Genomic DNA, 20,423 nt, shown 5'->3' on the forward strand with positions numbered 1-20,423 from the left:
ACCAACGACACACGGCGGCCAGCCATCACCCACAGTGACAACCACCGCCGCGCCGACCCCGGCCACCCGGCCGGGCACACCTCAACCCGCGAAGTCCTCCGGACGCACCTGATCCAGGAACTCCCGGAACTTCTCCACCTCGTCCTCCTGCTCGTCCGGAATCACGATCCCCGCCTCGCCGAGGACCTGCTCCGCACAACGAATCGGAGCGCCGACCCGCAACGCCAACGCGATCGAGTCACTCGGCCGCGCCGACACCCGCACCCCGTCACCCAGCAGCAGATCCGCGTAGAACACGTTGTCCTTCAACTCGGTGATCTCCACCGCCCGCAACGGCGCCTGCAACGCCGCCAGCACATCCCGCAGAAGATCATGCGTCAACGGCCGGGCCGGCTTGACCCCCTGCTGCTCGTAAGCGATCGCCGTCGCCTCGACCGCGCCGATCCAGATCGGCAGATAGCGGTCCCCCTCGACCTCCCGCAGCAGGACGATCGGCTGGTTGCTCGGCAACTCCACCCGAACTCCGACCACGCTCAGCTCGCGCACCGCCGCCTCCGTGTCGTCGTCACCTTGCACCGCGCCCCTCCCTGCACGGTACACGGACCAGGACACAGGAGTCCCACACGCTACGTGCACCACGCCTCGCCGGAGGGGCTTACCCCGGCAAGCCTACGACACGCTCCCCCGACCAGATCTTTCCGCGCCACCCCACGACGAAGGGCCGGGCGTCCACGACACCCGGCCTCCACCGACAACATCACCGGCCCAACGTCGACCGCAGCCCCACCCGCACCAACGCCGCGTGCAACCGCTGCGACAACGCCACCAGCTCCCGCGCCGTCTCCGCCGCACGAGCCCGCGCCGCCGGATCACTCTGCCGCGCCAACGGCGCCACAAGCTGCGCGAACAAACCAACCTCACGATCCGCCGCCGACCGGTACGCCCGCAGATGCCGAGGCTCCAACCCGTACGCCGCCAGACCCGCCACCGCACTCGCGATGATCAAAGCATCCGCGTCGTACCAACCCGGCGGATCCGACACCAGCACACCGAGCCGCTCCAACTCCGCAAGCGTCGACTCGTCCACGCCGCTACGCGAGATCAGCCCCGCCCGGTCCAGCCGCACCTCCGACGACTCGACCGAATCCACCGGCTCCCGGCCCGGCACCTCACCACCCGGACCCACAGCCACCAGATTCGGCCGCCCCCGCCCCGGCGACGGACCAGAACCGTCCCACTCGGCCAACTGCTCCCGGATCACCCGCAACGGCAGATACTGATCCCGCTGCGCGGTCAACACGAACCGCAGCCGCGCCACATCGTCCCAGCCGTACTTGCGATAACCCGCCGGCGTCCGCTGCGGCTCCACCAGGCCCTCGGCCTCCAGGAACCGCAACTTCGAGATCGTGACGTCCGGAAACTCCGGCCGCAACTGAGCCAGCACCTCGCCGATACTCATCAGCGCAGGCGCCCGCCCAGCCCCGGACGGCGTCGAAGCCGCAGGCTCGTTCACCCCCGGCCGGCCTCACCCTCCGGGCGCGGACCGGCGATGAACACCACCCGGAACTTACCGATCTGCACCTCGTCACCGTTGCTCAACGTCGCCGCCTCGACCCGCTCACGATTCACGTACGTGCCGTTCAGGCTGCCCACATCCCGCACCGTGAACGTCCCACCGTCCCGGTGGAACTCCGCGTGCCGACGCGACACCGTCACGTCGTCCAGGAAGATGTCACTGTCCGGGTGCCGCCCACTCGTCGTCACGTCGTGGTCCAACAGGAACCGGGCGCCCGCGTTCGGACCCCGGCGAACCACCAGCAACGCCATACCCGGCGGCAAAGAACCGGACATCCGGCTCGGCACCACATCGGTGTCCGGCCCCTCCAGCACTTCGTCGAGCGAACCGAGATTGAGCGTCGAAGTGACGTCGAGCGGGGGGAACTCGTCGTCTGGGCGCGTCATGGGACCACCTCACGGATCTGTTCGGTCGGCGTCAGGAAATGGCGGGTCTGGCCGCCGGGCAACACCACACCCGGCGGCTGGCTCCCCGTGCCCGGGAAGGCGCATTCCGCAACGCTCAAACTATTGGTTCTCGGTCGACTGGGCGAGCCTAGCCAGCGCCGAAATGCAGGGCAACCGGACGCGCGGAACCACGCCGCCGCCCGGAACAGCACGAACTCAGCTCTCGGTGAGCTCGCGGTACGCATCAGCGGTCAACAACCCCTCGACCGCCGCCGGATCATCCGGAGTGATCTCCACCAACCACCCCGCACCGTACGGATCCGTGTTGATCACCTCAGGGGTGTCGGCAAGCGCCTCGTTGCGCGCCGCCACCGTGCCGCTCAACGGCGCGTAGATCTCCGACACGCTCTTCGTCGACTCGATCTCGCCCAGCGACTCGCCCGCCGCCACCACCGAACCGGAATCCGGCAGCTGCACGAACACGATGTCACCCAGAGCGTCCTGCGCGAAGTGCGTGATACCGACGCGGACGACACCACCGTCACCACCGACCACCCACTCGTGCTCGGCGGTGTACCGCAGATCCTCAGGAATCACCAACTGCGTCCTTCGTCATCGGTGCACCGGAAAAACCGGCGCGGCCGCGCCCGGTCAGGAAACCGGCCGCGCGTGGTCCAGCTTGATCGGCGCGTGCAGCTGCGAAACCTCCACAACCTCACGATCCTCGGAGGTCACGTTACCGCCGCCGTCCCGCACCGATGCGACCACCCCGCCAGGAATGTTCAACGCCGTACGCATCGTCGCCGGATCCCCGATCACCATGATCGTAAACGGACCCGTCAACCGCCGCCCGTCCACCACCAGAACACCATCGGCCCCGTCCACGAAATACGTCGACGCGATGATCCGCACCGCCGAACCATCAGCGCCCTGGATCTGCATCGCCTCCGCGCCCGCACCCCGCAGCTCCTGCACCGCGTCCAGGATCCGCGTCGACGACACCGCCTTCGCCGGCCCCGAGAACCGCACCTCCAGCCCCGGACCCACCGCCGGCAACGTACCCGCCAGGATGCCCAGCTCGTCCGCCCGCCGCGTCGCCTCCTCCAGCGCCGCCTGCCGGCCCTGCTCACCCGAGCGCAACTGCCGCTGACTCTCCTCCAGGGCGTCGATGTCCTGACGCAGCCGCCGCTCCCGCGAATCCAGATCCGACGAGATCCGCACCAGATCCTCCTCCCGCGTCGCCGCGAGCGTCGGATCCGTCGACGTCGTCTTCAACTGCACCACGAGCGTGAAACCCAGCAACGCCAGCAGCACCGCGATCATCAGACCCGCCGAGGAGAACCGCCGCGACCGCGACGGCCGCGCCACCGCACCCGGCTCCGGCTCGGACTCCGGCACCGCCTCCCGCTCCGCCGGCTCCGACGACTCATCCGGCGCCGGCTCCACCGGCGCCAACGGGCTCAACTCGTCCGGATCGGGCGCGTCCGGGCGCGGATCCGGCTCACCCGCCGGACCCGACGGCCGCTCCGGCTCCACCGGACGCGGCCACCCCGTCCCCGTCTCCCTGTGTTCCTCACTCATCGCCACAAACCTACGCCCGGAACAGGTGCCGACGGATCGCCGCCACATTTCCGAAGATGCGCACCCCGAGCACGACCACCACACCCGTGGACAACTGACCACCCACGCCCAACTGGTCACCCAGGTACACGATCAGCCCCGCCACCAGCACGTTCGAGATGAACGACACCACGAACTGCTTGTCGTCGAAGATCCGGTCCAGCTTCGCCCGCACCCCACCGAACACCGCGTCCAACGCGGCCACCACCGCGATCGGCAGATACGGCTGCAACGCCGCCGGCACCGTGGGGTCCAGATACACCCCGAGCACCACACCGGCGAGCAACGCCAGCACCGCGATCATCGGCCACCTCCCGAGGGGCTGGAAGAACCACCCGGGCCGGACGACCCGGGACTCGACGAACCGGCGGCCCCCGAACCCGACGGACGCGGACTCGGACTGACCGAAGGCTCGGCGTAGCGTAGCCGCGGCTGCGGCGCCGCCGGCAAGGTGAGGTCGTCGACCCGCTTCACCCCGAACGACAGCCCCGTCGTCCGCGCCACCTCACGCATGAGCGCCGCCGCCCGGCTCTCGTTGAACCGGTCCCGCATCGACCGCGGCCCGATCGCCTGCACCTCGTACGGGCCCGTCACCGGCCGGTAGTCCACCAGGATCGCCTCACCCGCCGACCGGATCGTCGACGTCGCGGTCAACCGCTGGCCGTTCACCGCCACCGCCTCGGCGCCCGCCGCCCACAACGCGTTGGCCACCTTCTGCAGATCCGAGTACAGCACCCGGGACGGGCCCGCGTCCCCGCTGGTCACGCCGTCCTGGTCCGCCGTCGCGTCGGCCAGCCGCACCACCACGCCGTCACCGCGCACCCGAGCCAGACCGGTGCCCGCCTCCAGCGTGCGCAACCGGGACGCCTGCGAACCGCTCAGCGCCGCGTCCCGCTGCCGGCCGACCTCCTCGCGCAACTGCTCGGCCCGCTCGGTCAACCGGTCGGTCGCCGCCTCACGCCCCTTGATCTCGGCGATCAGCCCCGCCCGCGCCGTCGCCCGGCTCGGCTCCTCCGCCATCGTCTCCCGGTACGCCACCGCGAACAGGAACCCGATCACCGCCAGGACGAGCAGGCTCACCGGACGGCCCAGCACCTGCCGCACCCGCGACATGCCACCCGCCGCCCGGCGCGCCGCCGCGTCCCCGTACCCCGGGTCCAGCGGATTGCGGAACAGCTCGGTCAGGAAGTCCGGCGCGTACACCCGGCTCGACGGGTCGCGCTCCTTCTCCGCGTCGCCGGACGCCGGCCCGGTCACGCCGCCACCTCCGCGCGCCGCGCCCGCATCTGCCGTACGAGACGGCTCGCCTGCACCACGTACATCGCGCCGGCCACCCAGTAGAGGACCAGACCCCACCAGCCCAGGCCCCAGCCGATCGCGGCGGCCGCGGTGCCGATGTCCGGCACGGCGTCGGCCAGCAGCAGGATCGGGAACGCCGCCAGCAGCAGGAAGGTGGCGGTCTTGCCCACGTAGTGCACCGGCGGCGGGCCGTAGCCGTAGCGGCGCAGCACGCCGAGAGAGACCAGCAGCAGCAACTCGCGGGCCAGCAGCGCCCCGGTGAACTGCCAGGGCACCACCTCCCGCGCGGTGAAGGCGAGCAGCGTGGCCAGGATGTAGAGCCGGTCGGCCAGCGGGTCGAGCAGTTCGCCGAGCCGGCTCACCTGCCCCAGCCGGCGGGCGATCCAGCCGTCCACCCAGTCGCTGGTGCCGCCCACGGCGAGCACCACGATGGCCGCGACGTCGGCGCGGACCACGAGGAACAGGTAGAGGAAGATCGGCACGCCGACGAGCCGGACGAAGCTGATCAGGTTGGGCAGCGTGAGGACGCGGTCTCCCACGATCGTGGCGTCCCCGGAACCCGGGTGCTCCGCTGGAGCCGGCCGACGCGACACCGAACCCTCCCTTCGCAGCACGGTCCGGCAGCCGGACGAGCGGCCGCTGGAGGGACGTGCGCGTTGCCGGCCGGTCAGACGCCGGCGCCCTCTGTGATCCCGGGCTGGGACCTCCCCCGACGCGGCCGGTGATCACCGGCCGCTCAGTTGCGCTGCCACTATATCGGGCTCCCCCGCTCGGGCCGGTGGGCGCGCTGCGCCGTTGCTCAGTGTTGTGAGGGTGGGGACCGTCACAACCGCTATGGCATCCTAGGACACTAGCTGACCATCACGGCTGTTGGTCAGGATCAGCGCCGGGGTGGGACTCAGGCGGTGCGGGCGGTGGAGTCGGAGCCCGCCTGCGGCGCGACCGCCGCGGCGGCCTGACTGAACGCCACGAGCGCCAGCAGCAGCTCGTGCTGCGCACGGTTGGGCATCCGGTCGAGCACCGCCTGGACCGCACGGTGCCGGCGCTGCTGCAGGTCGCGCAGCAACGTGTCCGCCGCCGCGGTCGGGATCAGCCGCACCTCTCGCCTGTCACGCGGGTCGGCCACCCGGCGCAGCAGGCCGACGGCCTCCAGGCGGTCACAGAGCCGGCTCGCCGACGACGGGACCACGTCCAGCAGCTCGGCCAGCCGGTTCACGTTGGTGTCCGGATGGGACACGATCAGCGACAGCACCCGCAGCTGCGTCGGCGAGACGCTGACGGTGTGCCGTGAGGTCGCGGAGTCGAGCACACCGATGAGCGCCTCGGCAGCCGACTCGATGGCCGCGGCAAGATTCGGAGGTCGCTCCACCCGCTGTCCCCTGCGATCGTCCCGCTCGTGTTCGCTCCGCCGCCCCGATCACTGCCCCGTGACGTCGTCGGACCGGCCGGAACCGCGCCAGTCCAGGCAGACGACGACCGCGTCGTCACGGAGATCCGCGTCGGCGTGGTACGCATGCAGTTCGCGCATCACCGTACCAACTGCCTCGGTCGCCGGCTGCAGCCGAGTAGCCCGCATCGCGCGCGCCATGGCCCGGACGCCGTACGGCTCCTGGCCGTCGGGCTCCGCCGCGTACACCCCGTCGCTGACCACGAAGAGACGATCGCCCGGCTCCAGAGTGAACTCCTGCACGTCGTACCGGGTCTCGGCGAACATGCCCAACGGCAGTTGCTGCTCCAACGCGATCGGGGTGACCCGCCTCCCCCGCAGCCGCAGCAGTTGCGGGGAACCGGCGTCCACCGCCCGCACCACGCCCCGGCGGCTGTCCAGCTCCAGCAGCAGCGTGGCCACGTGCCGGCCGCCCCGGTGCTGGTAGTAGATGGTGTCCGAGGCCAGCTCCGCCTGCTCGACCAGGCTGCCGCCGGAACGCCGGGCGTTGCGCATGGCGTTCACCGTCATCGCCGTGAGCAGCGACGCGGCCAGACCGCTGCCGGTGCCGTTGAGCACGGTGAGGGTGAGCCGCTCACAGTCCACCGACCAGTCGAAGTGGTCACCGCCCACCGTGTACGCCGGTTCGAGCTGCCCGGCCAGCAACGCGTCGCCGTGGCGCACGCTGCGCCCCGGCAACAGGTCCCACTGCATCTCCGCAGCCATGCTCAGCCGTTCCCGCCGCCGGGCGCGGCGGTACCTGTCGGTCTCCCGGTCGGCCGCGCGGATGGCCACGGCCAGCTCGCCGGCGGCGTCCCGCGCCGCCTCCACTGTGGCCGCGTCCGGGTCACCGGGCAGCTCGACCATCAGGACGCCGAGCCGCTCCCCCCACACCGACAGCGGCAGGTAGGCCCGGCAGCGGCCGTCGTCGATGATGTCCAGGACCGGCTCCTGGCTGCTGAAGCAGCGTTGCGCCACGGTGTGTGCCGGCAACGGGCCACCGTCGGGCACGTCCGGGTCGAGCACCGGCCAGAGGCCGCTGGCGCGGTAGTCGGCGACGAACACCTCCGCCCGCGCGGCCCCGAGCGTCTGGCGCAGCACCGCGTCCGCGGTCTCCACCAGCTGGTCGGGTGGCGCCGTGCGCAGGGCACGTGACACCGATCCGGACGCCTCCGGCATGCTCATCCTCCGATGACGACTATTGCTACAGAGCAAACATCATACGAAGGACCCCCGACCGCCGAACGGCCCGCCTCGACCGGCGCGGCTCAGTCCGCCGGCCGCAGCGCCAACGCGCCGTAGAACGCGTCCGGCACCGGCTCCGGCTCACCCTCGGGCCGCCACCGGGCCACCGGCACGACGCCCTCGTCGGTGGGACGCCAGCGGCCCAGCAGCGGCGCGAACCGCTCGGGCGCGCGCATCCGGAACGCCGGGCCCATCATGGCCAGCGCCTGCGGATGCCCGGCCAGCTCCTCGCTGTCGAAGTCGATCGCCAGCCGGCTGCCCGGCGCGACCGCCCGGTACAACTCGTCCAGCGTACGGGCGAGCGTGTCGTCGTCCAGGAACGCGGCCAGCCCGAGGAACACCACTCCGACCGGCCGTCTCCCCCACCCCGGCACGAAACGGTGCAGCTGCGCCCGGTCGACGGTGCCGATGTCGGTGGCGTCGCCGTAGCCGTAACCGGCGCGGTCACTGCCGGCGAGCAGGCGCTGGCCGAGCCGGACCGTCTCCGGGTCGACGTCGGTGTAGAGGACCGTCGCCTCCGGTGCGACCTCGTGCACGTTTCCGCAGGTGGGCACGCCCGCACCGAAGACCAGGAAGCTGTCCACGCCGTCGCCGGCCATGACGCGCACGGTCCGGCCCAGGAAACCGCGCAGCGAGCGGAAGATCGCCGCGCAGGGCCCGTACGCCGCCTCGAACGCGGCGGCCGCGGCGACGTCGACCGGACGGTGGTGCCGGCCGCCGAGCCAGTAGTCGATCATGCGGGCGGTGCTCGGTCCGTCCGGCTGATCCATCGACGGGCCTCCCTCCCTGGGCGCTGTCCGCCAGCGTACCGACCGGGCGACCGGCGCGGTATCGCCCCGGGCCGGTCCCGCCGGCCGCGATACTGGCCGCGGGAGCGCCGGCCACGAGGAGGTACCTGGTGAACTCCGCTGACGGTGCGGCCGTGGTGGTCGGGGTGGACGGCTCCGAGCCGGCGACCCGGGCCGTGCTCCTGGCCGCCCGGGAGGCCGCCCGCCGCAACCGGCCGCTGCGGGTGGTCCACGGATTCATCTGGCCGCTGCTGGGCGTACCGGTGGCCGCTCCGGCCGGGGCGCCGCCGCACGCCGGCCTGCGTCACCAGGCCGAGCAACTGGTCGCCGACGCGGTCAACGCGGCCCAGGCGCAGGAGCGCGGGCTGCGCATCACCGGCGAGATCATCGACGGGGAGGCGGCCGCCGTGCTGATCGGCGAGTCCCCCACCGCCGCGCTGATCGTGCTCGGCGACCGGGGTCTCGGCGGGTTCGCCTCGCTGGTGATCGGCTCGGTCGCGCTGCAGGTCACCGCGTACGCCGACTGCCCGGTGCTGGTGGCCCGGGGCGCCGCCCGCGACACCGGCCCGGTGGTGGCCGGGGTGGACGGCTCCGCGCTGTCCCGCGCCGCCGTCGAGTTCGCCGCCGAAACGGCGTCCCACCGCGGCGCCCCGCTGCGTGTGGTGCACGCCCACCCGGGCGGCCGGTCGGCGCAGGCCGACGAGCAGGAGCGGGTCCTGGCCGAGTCGGTCGCCGGCGTCGCCGAACGCTGGCCGGACGTGCCGATCAACCGGGAGGCGGTGCGGGCCCGCCCGGTCGCGGCGCTGACCGAGGCGTCCCGGGACGCCCAACTGGTCGTGGTGGGCCGGCAAGGCCGCGGCGAGCTCAGCGGCTTGCTGCTCGGCTCGGTGAGCCAGGGGATCCTGCACCGCGCCGCGTGCCCGGTCGCTGTCGTCCGCGCCCCGGCCTGAGCGCACGGTTGGCCCCGGCCCGGGCGGGTAGACGGGTTCGTCAGCCGACGGCGACCCGAGGAGGCAGTGATGGCAGGACCCCGTCCGGGCAGCAACGCGTACGACAAGCAACGGGCACGGCTGCGCGACCTCGTCGAGCAGTCCGGGCGCGCCACCGACAAGGAGGCCAACCAGGTCGCCAACCGGATCCTGCAGGACGACCGTGGGCAACGCGGCGTGGTCCGGGGCGAACGGACCTACGGCCCCAAGGGCAACCGGGAACCGGGTGACCCGAAGTGAGAGCGGCATCCGCCGTCGACGGCGCCATCGCGGGCGCCGTCGGCAGCGCCGTGCTCAACGCGGTCTCCTACCTCGACATGGCGCTGCGGGCGCGGCCGGCGAGCAGCACCCCGGAGTCGGTGGCCGGACGGCTGGCCGACGTCACGCACGTCGACCTGGGCCCCGGCGACGAGGCGGCGAACCGCCGTTCCGGTCTGGGGCCACTGCTCGGGTACGCCACAGGCATCGCCGCGGGGGCCGCGTTCGGTCTGCTCGCCGGACACCGGCGGATCCCGTTGCCGCTGGCCACGGTGCTGCTCGGCGGTGGGGTGATGGCCACCTCGGACGGCTCGATGACGGTGCTGGGCGTGACCGATCCGCGTACCTGGCGGCGCGCCGACTGGGTCTCCGACCTGATCCCGCACCTGGCGTACGGGCTGTCGGCCGCAGCCACCTGGCGGCGGCTGCGGCCGGCGTCGGCTCGCGGTTAGCTCTCGTCGTCGGCAACCGGCTCACCGGCCGGGCCGTACGGCGACACCTGACCCTTCGGAACGGGCCGTCCCGCGTCGGCGTTCGACGTGCCCCGGCTCCGCGAACGGCCGCCCGCCTGGGTGGCCGTCTTGCGGCTGTCCTGGCTGGTGGCGCCGAGATCGTTCCGGCGCAGTTCCTCCTGCTGCGGCTTGACCACGGCTCTCTCCTTCCCGGTGGGGCGCACGGCTGTCGGCCGCGCACCAGACAGGCGTACCCGTCGCCGCCCGGCGCATTCCGGATCGGCGCGGGGGTCTGGCCGGGGCCGGGACGGGTAAGCCGGATGGATGCCAGACGATCGCAACGTCGCGCGCGCCCTGCTGGACCGGCAGTCCCGCACGTACGCGGAGGAGGCGGGGATCACCCTCGCCGACCGGCCCGGCCCGCTCTACCAGCTGCTGGTGCTCACCACGCTGCTGAGCACCCGGATCCGGGCGTCGGTGGCGGTGGCCGCCGCCCGGGAGCTGTTCGCCGCCGGTTACCGCACCCCGCAGACGATGGAGGCGGCGAGCTGGCAGGACCGGGTCGACGCGCTGGGCCGGGGCCACTACCGGCGCTACGACGAGCGGACCGCGACCATGCTCGGCACCGGCGCCCGGCTCTGCCTGGACCGCTGGCACGGCGACCTGCGCCGGCTGCACCAGGAAGCCGGCGCCGACCGGGCCGCGCTGCGCCGGTTTCTCACCGAGTTCCCCGGCATCGGCCCCACCGGGGCGGACATCTTCCTGCGCGAGGCGCAGTCGGTGTGGCCGGACGTGCGCCCGTACGCCGACCGGCGCACGCTGGCCGGGGCGAAACGGCTGGGCCTGCCGGCGAGCCCCGGCGACCTGGTCGGGCTGGTCGGCGAGGCCGACTTCGGACGGCTGGCGTCGGCGCTGGTGCGGGTGGCGCTGGGCGAGGAGTCGGCCGGCGAGGTGAGCCGCAGCGCCGCCACGGCGCGCTGAGAGCGCTACTTGGCCGGCCCGGGCTTGGTCAGGTTCCAGGCCAGCAGCGCGGCGAGCAGCGCGAGCAGCACCACACCGCCGGAGACGCCGCCCTCCCCGCCGCTATCGCGGCTTCCCGAGAAGCCGAAGTAGATCACGGCCAGTCCGGCCAGCACGGTGATGAACGTACGCAGTCCCCTGTCCTTCACGCCCGCACCGTACGACCGGCGGCGCCGCCCGGGGCGGGGATCGGGCGGCCGTCCCCCGTCCGGGTGTCAGTCCGTCTCCAGGTCGTCCAGGGAGATCGCGTGGGTCATCAGCCAGCGGGCCAGCGCGGCCATCCCGAACAGCCACAGCGGCGCCGACTCGGTGGGGCCGTTCGTGGCGTAGATGGCGAACCTCAGGTCCGGTGCGCGGTACGCCTCGATCCGCCACTTGTGGTTCTTGTCCCGCCAGACCGCGGAAGGGTCCATGGCGTCACGGTAGGTGACCGGAGCGGGCGGGCGACGCCTGTTGCGTCAGCCCGGCGGGCGGAGCACCTCGCGGGCGTCGTCGGGCAGCCGCCGGGTGGCGCCGCGCCGGTCCAGCAACTCCAGCAGCGGCACCGCCACCCGGCGGGTGGTGCCGAGCGCCTGCCGGGCGGCGCTGAGCGTGAACGGCTGCGGCAGCCCGGCCAGCACGCGCACCGCGTCGTCCGGGGCGCCGGGGAGCAGCACCACGTTCTCGGCGAGCTTCAGCAGCGCGCCGGCCCGGACGGCGGCGCCGATCTCGCGGGGGCCGAGCCCGAGGTCGGCCAGGTGGTGCGCCTCGGGCGCCTGGAACGGGCGGTCGCCGTACTCGGCCCGGACCCGGTCCACCGCCCGCGCCACCGGATCGGGCAGCGTGTGCTGCCCGGCGGCGGTGACCAGGCCGTCGCGCAGCCGCAGCGGCGGGCGCAGCAGCGCCGTGACCAGCGCGCGGTCGGGCAGGTCGAGCCGGTGCCGCAGCACGTCGACCGGCACGCCCGCGGCCAGCGGATGCTCGGCGGTGTACCGGGTCACCTCCTCGGTGAGGCGGCGGCCCAGGTCCCGCCAGTGCTCCGGGTCGGCCAGCCACTGCCCGGCCACCGGCGTCGCGGTCGGCGGCACGCCCATCCGGGTCAGGTCCCCGGCCCGGATCAGCAGCCGCCGGCGCAGCTCCCCGTGCAGGTCCGGGCGCCCGTCCAGCCCGGCGAGCACGGCCGCGCGGGCCGCTGCCGCGCCCCGGCGGCGCAGCGGCGGCGGGTCCACGTCCAGCACCGTGACGCCACCGCAGACGTGGTGCCGGCCGGGGTCGCGCAGCAGCGCCCGGTCCCCGATCAGCAGCGGCAGCGGCCGGGCCAGGCGCAGCCGGACCGTGTCCGGGCCCAGCGGCCGGACCCGGGCAGGCACCGCCGCCGAGCCGGCGTGCAGCATGAGCGTGGCCGGCAGGTCGGCGGCCGGGTCGCCGGACAGTCGCACGTCGAGCAGGTCGGTACGCCCGAACCGGCCGGGTGTGAGCAGCGCGTCGCCGCGCCCGACGCGGTCCCGGGGCAGGCCGCGCAGGTTCACCGCGACCCGGGCCACCGCCTCGACGGCGGTGTGCGCGGCGCCGAGGGAGTGCAGCCCGCGTACCCGCACCGCCTCGCCGGTGCCGGCCAGCTCCAGTTCGTCGCCGACGCGCAGCCGGCCGCCGCCGAGCGTGCCGGTGACCACGGTGCCGCTGCCGCGTACCGTGAACGCGCGGTCCACCCAGAGCCGCACCGGCGCGTCAGCGGCCGGGTCGGGCAGCCGGGCGGTCAGGCGGTCCAGGGCGGCGCGCAGCTCGGGCAAGCCGGCGCCGGTGACCGCGGAGACCGGCACCGCCTCCACCTCGCCCAGCGACGTCGCGGCGATCTCCGTGCGGGCCCGCGCCGTCGCCGGCCCTGGGTCGGCGAGGTCCGCGCGGGTCACCGCGAGCAGCCCGTACGACACACCCAGCGCGTCCAGCGCGGCCAGGTGCTCGGCGGACTGCGGCATCCAGCCCTCGTCGGCGGCCACCACGATCAGCGCGGCCGGGACCGGGCCGACACCGGCGAGCATGTTCGGCACGAACCGCTCGTGCCCCGGTACGTCGACGAAGGCGACGGTGCCGCCGGAGGGCAGCGTGGTCCAGGCGAAGCCGAGGTCGATGGTCATGCCCCGGCGGCGTTCCTCCGCCCACCGGTCCGGTTCCATCCCGGTCAGCGCCCGCACCAGCGTCGACTTGCCGTGGTCGACGTGCCCGGCGGTGGCCACCACCCACATGCCGGTCAGTCCTCCACGCTCAGCACGGCCACGCGGACCCGGTCGTCGGCGCCCTCCGGCACGGCGCGCAGGTCCAGCAGGAGCCGGCCCTGCAGCACCCGTCCGAGGACCGCCGGGTCGCCGGCGCGCAGCGGCTCGGCGTACCGCTCGGGCAGGCTCAGCGCCCACGAGTCCAGCTCCACGCCGGGCGCCCCGCCGCCGCCGACGACTGCCGCGCTGGGCACCACCTCGGCCTTGCAGCCGTCCTCACCGAGCCGGTCACGCAGCCGCTCCACCCGCTCCCGCAGCCGGACCGGGTCGGCGTGCAGCGCGTCGCGGGTGGGCGTGGTCGGGGCGTACAGGGTGGCGGCGAGCGCGGCGAGGGTGAGCTTGTCGACGCGCAGCGCCCGCGCGAGCGGGTGCCGGCGCAGCCGGTGCACCAGGTCGGCGTCGCCGAGCAGCAGACCGGCCTGCGGGCCGCCGAGCAGCTTGTCGCCGCTGGCGGTGACCAGGTGCGCGCCCGCGCGCAGCGTGGTGGCGGCGTCCGGCTCGTCGGGCAGCAGCGCGTCGGGCGCGAGCAGGCCCGACCCGATGTCGACCACCACCGGTACGCCGAGCGTGGCCAGCTCGGCGACCGGCACCGCCGAGGTGAAGCCGGTGACCACGAAGTTCGACGGGTGCACCTTCAGCACGAACCCGGTGTGCTCGCCGATCGCGGCTTCGTAGTCGGCGCGCGTGGTGCGGTTGGTGGTGCCCACCTCGCGCAGCCGCGCGCCGGTGCTGGCCAGCAGGTCGGGCAGGCGGAACCCGTCGCCGATCTCGACCAGCTCACCGCGGCTGACCACGATCTCCCGGCCGGCGGCGAGCGCGGTCGCGGCCAGCGCCAGCGCGGCGGCGCCGTTGTTCACCACGTGCACCGCCCCGGCGTCGGGCACCGCGGCGGCGAGCGCGTCCAGCGCCTCCCGGCCGCGCCGCGCCCGCCGTCCGGTACGCAGGTCCAGCTCCACGTCGGTGTGCCCGGCGGCGGCCACGAGCGCGTCCACGGCGGACGGGGCGAGCGGGGCACGGCCCAGGTTGGTGTGCAGCACGACGCCGGTGGCGTTGAGCACGGCGCGTGGCGTACGGCCGGGCAGGTCGGCGAGCGCCGCGTCGCGTACCTGATCGGGGGTCAGCTCGCCGCGGCGGGCGCGGTCCTGCGCGCTGACGATCGCGGCCTTGACCCGGTCGCGGCCCAGCGTCACGGCGGCGGCGGCCAGCGCGGGATCGGCGAGCAGCGCGTCGGTGCGCGGCACCCGCCGTCGCGGGTCGACCTCACGCATCGCGCACTCCCGGGAACGGTTTGGCGGAGACGGACGGGAATCGAACCCGCCTGGCCCGGGTCCCGGACCACACCGGTTTTGAAGACCGGGAGGGGCACCAGCCGCCTGAACGCCTCCACGCAGCAGTCAACCACAGCGGACGGGAGGCCGCCCGGGGAGGTGTCAGACCTGGTCGGCGGCCCGCCGGTCGGCGCGTTCGCGCTGCGGCACCACCGTGTACCGCGGATCGCGCGCGGAGGCGACGCCGCCGTGGAAGATCCCGAACCGGGTGCACACCGACGCGGCGATCAGCGCGCCGCCGGACAGCGCGGACAGCACCCGGCTGCGGCGACCGACCAGCGCGCCGACCACACCGGCGGCGGTCAGCGCGCGGCCCGCGCGCAGCAGCTTGCCGGGTGTGCCCTGCGTGTAGGGCTCGCTGAGCAGCCCGAGCCGGTTCTCCACCCGGTGCGAACCCCACAGCTCCATCGCCGCGCCCGCGACCGCGAGGCGCCGCGCCGGACCGGCCTGGGCGCAGGGCGCGGCCACCAGCCCGACACCGGCGCCGCTGGCCAGCGCGCTGCCCGCGAAGATGGCCGGCAGTTCCGGGTACGCCTCGTGCCACGACGGCACCGCCGTGTCCGCCAGCAGCACCCCGGTGTACGTGGCCAGCGCGGGCGCGGTGACGGCGGCGACCACACCGGCGGTGTGCCCGGCCGGGGGCAGCAGCCGGCGGCCGAGCCCCAGCACGCCGCGCTCGGGCAGCAGCGGCGCCGCCTCGGCGATCGCGGCGAGCCCGGCGGCCGGGCCGAACACGCTGAGGATCCAGGTGCCCACCGACATCGGCGAGGTCACCTTCGCCACCCGCAGCATGTGGTGGAACCGGGACGGCCGGCCCAGGTCGTGGACCAGGAAGTACGTACTCGCGCCCACCGCCGCCAGGGCGGTGACCCGGCCGGCGCGGCGCAGCGCCGGGCGGCCGGTGAGCTGCCCGCCCGCGGCCAGCAGCGACGAGCCGGCGGCGAGACCGCCGGTGAACAGGTACGCGGCGATGTCCCACCGCCACACCGGCGGCTTGAGGACGGGCCGGCCGTAGTAGGAGGTGAACTCGGCCGGCGGCACGTTGAGCTGCTCACCACCACCCTTGCCGCGCCGGCGCGGGGCCGCGTCGCGGGGCGGGTGCGGGGCCAGCCGCGCGTCGCGGGAACCCGCGTCGGTGCGCCCCACGCCAGGACCGGCCGCGGTGGCCCGGCTGCCGTTCTCCCGCTCGGCGGCGCCGCGGTCCTCCGGTCCCGTGGACAGGCGCTCGCGGAAGCGGCGGAACAGGTCACCGACCGGGCGGTCCGGGCTCACGACGATCCTCCGACGAACGCGGCGACGGCAGCCGCCGCCATGGCCAGCGCGGCGAACCCGGCCCGCTTCCACATCTTCGGCAGGTCCCGGGTGGTGACCACCGGGTCCGGCGGCAGCCCGTACACCTCCGGCTCGTCGAGCAGCAGGAAGAACGCGCCGTCGCCGCCCACGCCGTCGGTCGGGTCGTGGCCGTACAGGCGCGCCTCCGGCACGCCCCGCTCGTGCAGCGCGGCGACCCGCGTGGCGGCCCGTTCCCGCAGCTCGTCGAGCGGGCCGTACTGGATCGACTCGGTCGGGCACGCCTGCGCGCAGGCGGGCGTCATGCCCGCGCCGATCCGGTCGTAGCACAGCGTGCACTTCCACGCCCGGCCGTCGCCCTTGCGCTGGTCGATCACGCCGTACGGGCAGGCGGAGATGCAGTAGCCGCAGCCGTTGCAGATGTCCTCCTGCACCACCACCGTGCCGAACTCGGTGCGGAACAGCGACCCGGTCGGGCACACGTCCAGGCAGGCCGCGTGCGTGCAGTGCTTGCACACGTCGGACATCATCAGCCAGCGGAAGTCGGTGCGGGTCTCCGCGCCGCTGTCCCGCCCGGGCGGCTGCGCGCCGGGCATGCCGAGGAACTCCGGACCGGCCGCCATCCGTGCCGCCGCCTCCGGCCGCCCCGGCGGCAGACCGGGATTCGTGCCGGTGTCGGGGGCCGTGCCCGCGCCGACCGCCGCGGACGCGGGGCTGGTCGCCGGGCCGGTCGGGTCGCCGGCGAACGGCGGCGTGCGGTGCCCGGCCGGGCGGGGCTGCTCGATGAACGCGACGTGCCGCCACGAGTTCGCGGTCAGCGCGCCGGTGTTGTCGTACGACATGCCGAGCAGGTCGAACCCGGAGTCCGGGACGCCGTTCCACTCCTTGCAGGCCACCTCGCACGCCTTGCAGCCGATGCAGACGCTGGTGTCGGTGAAGAAGCCCATCCGGGGCGGCGCTTCGACCCAACCCGCGTCGGGGGCCGGGTCCAGCGGACCGTACAGGCTGTTGGCGTCAGGCATGCGGCTCCCCGTCCTGGTGCGCGGCGGGCGACTGCTCGTCGGTGCTGCCGGCGGCGTCGTCCCCGCCGGCCGCGTCGGTGGTCACCAGCGGGATCTTCCGGTCCGGCGTCATCCCGGCCCGCCGCTGGTAGTCGCCGACCAGGTCCAGCAGCGGCGGACCGGTGGGACGACGGCCGGGCCGGATGTCGCAGGTGCCGACCTTGCTCTCCTGGATGAGCACGTTCGGGTCCAGCGTGATGCCGAACAGGTCGTTCGCCGAGTCGCCGGTGACCAGACCCTCGGTGCCGAAGTGGTACGGCAGCCACACCTGGTGGATGATCCGCCCGTCCACCCGCAGCGGAGTGAGCCGGTCGGTGACCAGCACCCGCGCCTCGATCACCGCGCGGCCGCTGATCAGGTGCGCCCAGCCCAGGTGCGCCAGCCCGACCTCGCCGGCCAGTTCCGGGGACACCTCGACGAACATCTCCGGTTGCAGCTCGGCCAGGCGCGGCACGGTACGGCTCATCCCACCGGCGGTGTGGTGCTCGGTGAGGCGGCTGACCGTGAACACGTACGGGAAGACCTGGCTGTGCGGCTCCGGCGGACTCGGGTTCATCCGGTTGATCGGGTGCTCGTAGATCTTGCGGGTCGGGTTGGCCTGCTGACCGTAGAGCGGGTTGCGCATCGGCGACTCGGCCGGCTCGTAGTGCGTCGGCAGCGGGCCGTCCAGGACGCCGCTCGGCGCGTACAGCCACGCCTTGCCGTCGCCCTGCATGACGAACGGGTCGTCACCGGCGAGCGCGGCCGGCCCGGAGGCGCCCTCCGGCGGCCGGTACGACGGCGGCTTCGTCTTCTCGAAGTCCGGCACGTCGTAGCCGGTCCACTCGCCGGCATCCGGGTCCCACCAGACGTACTTCTTGCGCTCGCTCCACGGCCGGCCCTCGGGGTCGGCGGAGGCGCGGTTGTAGAGCGTGCGGCGGTTCGCCGGCCACGCCCAGCCCCACTCGGCGGCCACCCAGTCCTGCTCGTGGCGGGACCGGCGGCGGGCCGCCTGGTTCACCCCGTCGGCGTAGACGCCGGAGTAGATCCAGCAGCCGATCGCCGTCGAGCCGTCGTCCCGGGCCTCGCCGAACGCGTTCAGCGGGCGGCCGGTCGCCACCTCGTACCCGTTGATCTCCTTGAGCACCGCCTCGGCGCTCGGCTCCGCGTGCGGACCGTGCGTGGGGTAGTCCCAGGCCAGGTCCAGCAGCGCCCGGTCGCGGCGCTCGGTGGAGCCGGCCAGCTTCTCCCGCAGCACGCGGCCGAGGTGGTAGAAGAACCACAGCTCGGAGCGGGCGTCGCCCGGCGGGTCGACGGCCTTCTCCCGCCACTGCAGCAGCCGCTGCGTCTGGGTGAACGTGCCCTCCTTCTCCACGTGCGAGGCCGCCGGCAGGAAGAACACCTCGGTACGGCACTCCTCCGGCACGATCTCACCGGTGGCGACCTCCGGGCCGTTCTTCCAGAACGTGGCGCTCTCGATCATGAACAGGTCGCGGACCACGAGCCAGTCGAGGTTGGCCATGCCGAGGCGCTGGGCGCGGCCGTGCGCCGAGCCGACCGCCGGGTTCTGGCCGAGCAGGAAATAGCCCTTCACCTTGCCGTCGATCATGTTCAGGACCTGCTGGTACGTGCCGTGGTCGCCGGTCATCCGGGGCATGTAGCCGTAGCAGAAGTCGTTCTCCGGCGTCGCCGCGTCACCCCAGTACGCCTTGAGCAGGCTCGCCGCGAACGCCCGCGAGTTGCCCCAGAAGCCCTTCTGGCCCGGGTGCCGGATGCTGTCCACCCACCTGTCGAACGTCGGGTGGTCGGCGTGGTGCGGCATCGGCAGGTAGCCGGGCAGCAGGTTGAACAGCGTCGGGATGTCGGTGGAGCCCTGGATGCTGGCGTGACCGCGCAGCGCCAGGATGCCACCGCCCGGACGGCCCATGTTGCCCAGCAGCGTCTGGATGATCGAGCCGGTGCGGATGTACTGCACGCCCACGCTGTGCTGCGTCCAGCCGACCGAGTAGACGAGCGCGCCGGTGCGCTCCCGCCCCGAGTTCTCCGTCCAGGCACGCGCCAGCTCGAGGAATTTCTCCTCCGGGATGCCGCACACGCGGGCCACCATCTCCGGCGTGTAGCGGGAGAAGTGCCGCTTCAGGATCTGGTAGACGCAGCGCGGATGCTGCAACGTCTCGTCCCGCGGGGCCTGCGCCGGCACCGGCTCGCCGTGCGACTCGTGCTCCAGCCCGGAAGCCGAGTCACGCTCCTTGCCGGTACCCCGGATCTTGGCGTTGTCCTCCTGGCCCTCGTACTGCCAGCTGGCGTGGTCGTAGGAGCCGGTGTCCGGGTTGTAGCCGGAGAACAGGCCGTCCAGGTCCTCGGTGTCGGCGAACCGCTCGCTGACGATGTTGGCCGCGTTGGTGTACGCCAGCACGTACTCCCGGAAGTCCAGCTCGTTGTCCAGGATGTAGCGCACCACGCCGCCGAGCAGCGCGATGTCCGTGCCCGCCCGGATCGGCAGGTACGTGTCGGCGAGCGCGCTGGTGCGCGTGAACCGCGGGTCGACGTGGAAGACCTTCGCGCCGCGCTTCTTCGCCTCCATCACCCACTGGAAACCCACCGGGTGGGCCTCGGCCATGTTCGAGCCCTGGATGATGATGACGTCAGCGTTGGCGAGATCCTGCTGGAAGTCCGTGGCGCCGCCGCGACCGAAGCTGGTCCCCAGACCGGGGACGGTGGCGGAGTGTCAAATACGGGCCTGGTTCTCGATCTGGAGTGCCCCCATCGCGGTGAACAGCTTCTTGATGAGGTAGTTCTCCTCGTTGTCCAGCGTCGCGCCGCCGAGGCTGGAGATGCCGAGCGTCCGGTTCAGCGGACGACCCTCGTCGTCGACGTCCTCCCAGGTCTCCGCGCGGGCGGCGAGGATCCGGTCGGCGATCATGTCGAGCGCGACGTCGAGGTCCAGGTCTTCCCACTCGGTCGCGTACGGCCGGCGGTAGCGGACCTTCGTCTGGCGCAGCGGGCTGGTCACCAGGCTCTTGCTGGCCGAGCCCTTCGGGCAGAGCCGGCCGCGCGAGATCGGGCTGTCCGGGTCGCCCTCGATCTGGGTGACCTTGCCGTCGGAGTGGAAGACGCGCTGCCCGCAGCCGACCGCGCAGTACGGGCAGACCGAGCGGGCCATGCCGTCGGCGGTCTCGGTGCGGGCGGTCAGCGCGGCGGAGCGCGCCGACTGGGCGGCGGCACCGCGACCGAGCGGATCGGTGCCGGTGAGTTGCCGGTAGACCGGCCACCCCTGGATGAAGGTCTTCAGACCCACCCGGGCACCCCCTCCGCGTCGAGAACGGCTCTCACCTCTTCCTTCTCACCCTAGGCCAGGTGCCGGAGGCGTGCGAGTCGAGCCCACAGACAGAGCCGCCCCGGCCGAATGGCCGGGGCGGCTCTGGGCGTCGGTGTGCATGTCGCCTCTCGGCGA

The 20,423-nt window shown here is 73.7% G+C and carries 23 protein-coding genes and 1 tRNA gene; 4 read left to right on the forward strand and 20 right to left on the reverse strand.

Annotation, left to right across the window (positions count from 1 at the left end):
• Nucleotides 1–81 precede the first annotated feature (81 nt).
• From DQE82_RS24430 to DQE82_RS24480, 11 genes are all read right to left on the reverse strand, one after another.
• A complete protein-coding gene (locus DQE82_RS24430; RefSeq protein ID WP_043330120.1) occupies nt 82–546 on the reverse strand; it encodes a bifunctional nuclease family protein in 465 nt (154 codons plus the stop codon).
• A 211-nt stretch (nt 547–757) separates the two neighbouring features.
• Complete coding sequence (locus DQE82_RS24435; protein WP_176722889.1) at nt 758–1,459, reverse strand: MerR family transcriptional regulator; 702 nt, start codon at nt 1,457–1,459, stop codon at nt 758–760.
• A gap of 50 nt (nt 1,460–1,509) precedes the next feature.
• Nucleotides 1,510–1,962, reverse strand: a complete 453-nt coding sequence (locus tag DQE82_RS24440) for an FHA domain-containing protein (protein ID WP_030503922.1) — start codon at nt 1,960–1,962, stop codon at nt 1,510–1,512.
• Between the two features lie 216 nt (nt 1,963–2,178).
• Nucleotides 2,179–2,559 (reverse strand): glycine cleavage system protein GcvH, encoded by a 381-nt coding sequence (gcvH, locus tag DQE82_RS24445; RefSeq protein WP_043330119.1) that lies wholly within the window; start codon nt 2,557–2,559, stop codon nt 2,179–2,181.
• A gap of 54 nt (nt 2,560–2,613) precedes the next feature.
• Complete coding sequence (locus tag DQE82_RS24450; RefSeq protein WP_043323991.1) at nt 2,614–3,543, reverse strand: DUF881 domain-containing protein; 930 nt, start codon at nt 3,541–3,543, stop codon at nt 2,614–2,616.
• A gap of 10 nt (nt 3,544–3,553) precedes the next feature.
• On the reverse strand, nt 3,554–3,886 hold the full coding sequence (locus DQE82_RS24455; RefSeq protein ID WP_007071104.1) for a small basic family protein: 333 nt from the start codon (nt 3,884–3,886) through the stop codon (nt 3,554–3,556).
• Nucleotides 3,883–4,839: a DUF881 domain-containing protein gene (locus tag DQE82_RS24460; protein ID WP_043323986.1), complete on the reverse strand. Its 957-nt coding sequence runs from the start codon at nt 4,837–4,839 to the stop codon at nt 3,883–3,885. Before DQE82_RS24460 ends, DQE82_RS24455 begins: the two co-directional genes overlap by 4 nt.
• The gene (locus DQE82_RS24465) at nt 4,836–5,474 is read right to left on the reverse strand and encodes a CDP-alcohol phosphatidyltransferase family protein (protein WP_113974161.1); all 639 of its coding nucleotides are present in this window, start codon (nt 5,472–5,474) and stop codon (nt 4,836–4,838) included. Before DQE82_RS24465 ends, DQE82_RS24460 begins: the two co-directional genes overlap by 4 nt.
• 305 nt (nt 5,475–5,779) lie before the next feature.
• Nucleotides 5,780–6,250: a MarR family transcriptional regulator gene (locus tag DQE82_RS24470; protein ID WP_043323983.1), complete on the reverse strand. Its 471-nt coding sequence runs from the start codon at nt 6,248–6,250 to the stop codon at nt 5,780–5,782.
• A 48-nt stretch (nt 6,251–6,298) separates the two neighbouring features.
• Complete coding sequence (locus DQE82_RS24475; RefSeq protein ID WP_043323981.1) at nt 6,299–7,486, reverse strand: PP2C family protein-serine/threonine phosphatase; 1,188 nt, start codon at nt 7,484–7,486, stop codon at nt 6,299–6,301.
• An 89-nt stretch (nt 7,487–7,575) separates the two neighbouring features.
• Complete coding sequence (locus tag DQE82_RS24480; RefSeq protein ID WP_113974163.1) at nt 7,576–8,322, reverse strand: SAM-dependent methyltransferase; 747 nt, start codon at nt 8,320–8,322, stop codon at nt 7,576–7,578.
• 128 nt (nt 8,323–8,450) lie between these two features.
• Here DQE82_RS24480 and DQE82_RS24485 point away from each other — a divergent pair, with 128 nt between their 5' ends.
• The 3 genes from DQE82_RS24485 to DQE82_RS24495 all read left to right on the forward strand — a co-directional run bounded on the left by DQE82_RS24485 (nt 8,451) and on the right by DQE82_RS24495 (nt 10,039).
• Complete coding sequence (locus DQE82_RS24485; RefSeq protein WP_113974165.1) at nt 8,451–9,290, forward strand: universal stress protein; 840 nt, start codon at nt 8,451–8,453, stop codon at nt 9,288–9,290.
• Between the two features lie 69 nt (nt 9,291–9,359).
• A complete protein-coding gene (locus DQE82_RS24490; protein ID WP_030503913.1) occupies nt 9,360–9,569 on the forward strand; it encodes a hypothetical protein in 210 nt (69 codons plus the stop codon).
• Nucleotides 9,566–10,039: a hypothetical protein gene (locus DQE82_RS24495; protein WP_113974167.1), complete on the forward strand. Its 474-nt coding sequence runs from the start codon at nt 9,566–9,568 to the stop codon at nt 10,037–10,039. The genes DQE82_RS24490 and DQE82_RS24495 overlap by 4 nt, the downstream gene beginning before the upstream one ends.
• Here the strand turns inward: DQE82_RS24495 and DQE82_RS24500 are convergent.
• Nucleotides 10,036–10,236: a hypothetical protein gene (locus tag DQE82_RS24500; protein WP_043323973.1), complete on the reverse strand. Its 201-nt coding sequence runs from the start codon at nt 10,234–10,236 to the stop codon at nt 10,036–10,038. The genes DQE82_RS24495 and DQE82_RS24500 overlap by 4 nt on opposite strands.
• Nucleotides 10,237–10,363: 127 nt before the next feature.
• Between DQE82_RS24500 and DQE82_RS24505 the strand changes: the two genes are divergently transcribed.
• A complete protein-coding gene (locus tag DQE82_RS24505; protein WP_043323971.1) occupies nt 10,364–11,020 on the forward strand; it encodes a hypothetical protein in 657 nt (218 codons plus the stop codon).
• A 5-nt stretch (nt 11,021–11,025) separates the two neighbouring features.
• On the opposite strand, the gene DQE82_RS24510 is transcribed toward DQE82_RS24505, so the two are convergent.
• The 8 genes from DQE82_RS24510 to fdh all read right to left on the reverse strand — a co-directional run bounded on the left by DQE82_RS24510 (nt 11,026) and on the right by fdh (nt 20,267).
• Nucleotides 11,026–11,208 (reverse strand): hypothetical protein, encoded by a 183-nt coding sequence (locus tag DQE82_RS24510; protein WP_043323969.1) that lies wholly within the window; start codon nt 11,206–11,208, stop codon nt 11,026–11,028.
• Nucleotides 11,209–11,274: 66 nt separating this feature from the next.
• Nucleotides 11,275–11,472 carry a hypothetical protein gene (locus DQE82_RS24515; protein ID WP_030503909.1) on the reverse strand — a complete coding sequence of 66 codons (198 nt, stop codon included), beginning with the start codon at nt 11,470–11,472 and terminating at the stop codon, nt 11,275–11,277.
• Nucleotides 11,473–11,517: 45 nt separating this feature from the next.
• A complete protein-coding gene (gene selB / locus DQE82_RS24520; protein ID WP_113974169.1) occupies nt 11,518–13,281 on the reverse strand; it encodes a selenocysteine-specific translation elongation factor in 1,764 nt (587 codons plus the stop codon).
• Nucleotides 13,282–13,286: 5 nt separating this feature from the next.
• Nucleotides 13,287–14,579, reverse strand: a complete 1,293-nt coding sequence (gene selA, locus DQE82_RS24525) for an L-seryl-tRNA(Sec) selenium transferase (protein ID WP_113974171.1) — start codon at nt 14,577–14,579, stop codon at nt 13,287–13,289.
• Between the two features lie 21 nt (nt 14,580–14,600).
• Nucleotides 14,601–14,696: transfer RNA gene (locus tag DQE82_RS30705), tRNA-Sec, on the reverse strand.
• A gap of 45 nt (nt 14,697–14,741) precedes the next feature.
• Nucleotides 14,742–15,911, reverse strand: a complete 1,170-nt coding sequence (gene nrfD / locus DQE82_RS24530) for an NrfD/PsrC family molybdoenzyme membrane anchor subunit (protein WP_113974173.1) — start codon at nt 15,909–15,911, stop codon at nt 14,742–14,744.
• A complete protein-coding gene (locus tag DQE82_RS24535; protein WP_043323965.1) occupies nt 15,908–16,951 on the reverse strand; it encodes a 4Fe-4S dicluster domain-containing protein in 1,044 nt (347 codons plus the stop codon). The genes nrfD and DQE82_RS24535 overlap by 4 nt, the downstream gene beginning before the upstream one ends.
• The gene (fdh, locus tag DQE82_RS24540; protein ID WP_147265161.1) at nt 16,944–20,267 is read right to left on the reverse strand and encodes a formate dehydrogenase; all 3,324 of its coding nucleotides are present in this window, start codon (nt 20,265–20,267) and stop codon (nt 16,944–16,946) included. Before fdh ends, DQE82_RS24535 begins: the two co-directional genes overlap by 8 nt.
• Between the last annotated feature and the right edge of the window lie 156 nt (nt 20,268–20,423).

The organism is Micromonospora sp. LHW51205, assembly GCF_003315815.1.
Lineage (GTDB): Bacteria > Actinomycetota > Actinomycetes > Mycobacteriales > Micromonosporaceae > Micromonospora > Micromonospora chalcea.

Coding starts and splice junctions, on each gene's coding strand:
- DQE82_RS24435 (WP_176722889.1), bottom strand. CDS start 1,459: ATGAGTATCGGCGAGGTGCTGGCTCAGTTGCGGCCGGAGTTTCCGGAC.
- DQE82_RS24440 (WP_030503922.1), bottom strand. CDS start 1,962: ATGACGCGCCCAGACGACGAGTTCCCCCCGCTCGACGTCACTTCGACG.
- DQE82_RS24450 (WP_043323991.1), bottom strand. CDS start 3,543: ATGAGTGAGGAACACAGGGAGACGGGGACGGGGTGGCCGCGTCCGGTG.
- DQE82_RS24455 (WP_007071104.1), bottom strand. CDS start 3,886: ATGATCGCGGTGCTGGCGTTGCTCGCCGGTGTGGTGCTCGGGGTGTAT.
- DQE82_RS24475 (WP_043323981.1), bottom strand. CDS start 7,486: ATGCCGGAGGCGTCCGGATCGGTGTCACGTGCCCTGCGCACGGCGCCA.
- DQE82_RS24480 (WP_113974163.1), bottom strand. CDS start 8,322: ATGGATCAGCCGGACGGACCGAGCACCGCCCGCATGATCGACTACTGG.
- DQE82_RS24490 (WP_030503913.1), top strand. CDS start 9,360: ATGGCAGGACCCCGTCCGGGCAGCAACGCGTACGACAAGCAACGGGCA.
- DQE82_RS24505 (WP_043323971.1), top strand. CDS start 10,364: ATGCCAGACGATCGCAACGTCGCGCGCGCCCTGCTGGACCGGCAGTCC.
- DQE82_RS24515 (WP_030503909.1), bottom strand. CDS start 11,472: ATGGACCCTTCCGCGGTCTGGCGGGACAAGAACCACAAGTGGCGGATC.
- selB (WP_113974169.1), bottom strand. CDS start 13,281: ATGTGGGTGGTGGCCACCGCCGGGCACGTCGACCACGGCAAGTCGACG.
- selA (WP_113974171.1), bottom strand. CDS start 14,579: ATGCGTGAGGTCGACCCGCGACGGCGGGTGCCGCGCACCGACGCGCTG.
- DQE82_RS24535 (WP_043323965.1), bottom strand. CDS start 16,951: ATGCCTGACGCCAACAGCCTGTACGGTCCGCTGGACCCGGCCCCCGAC.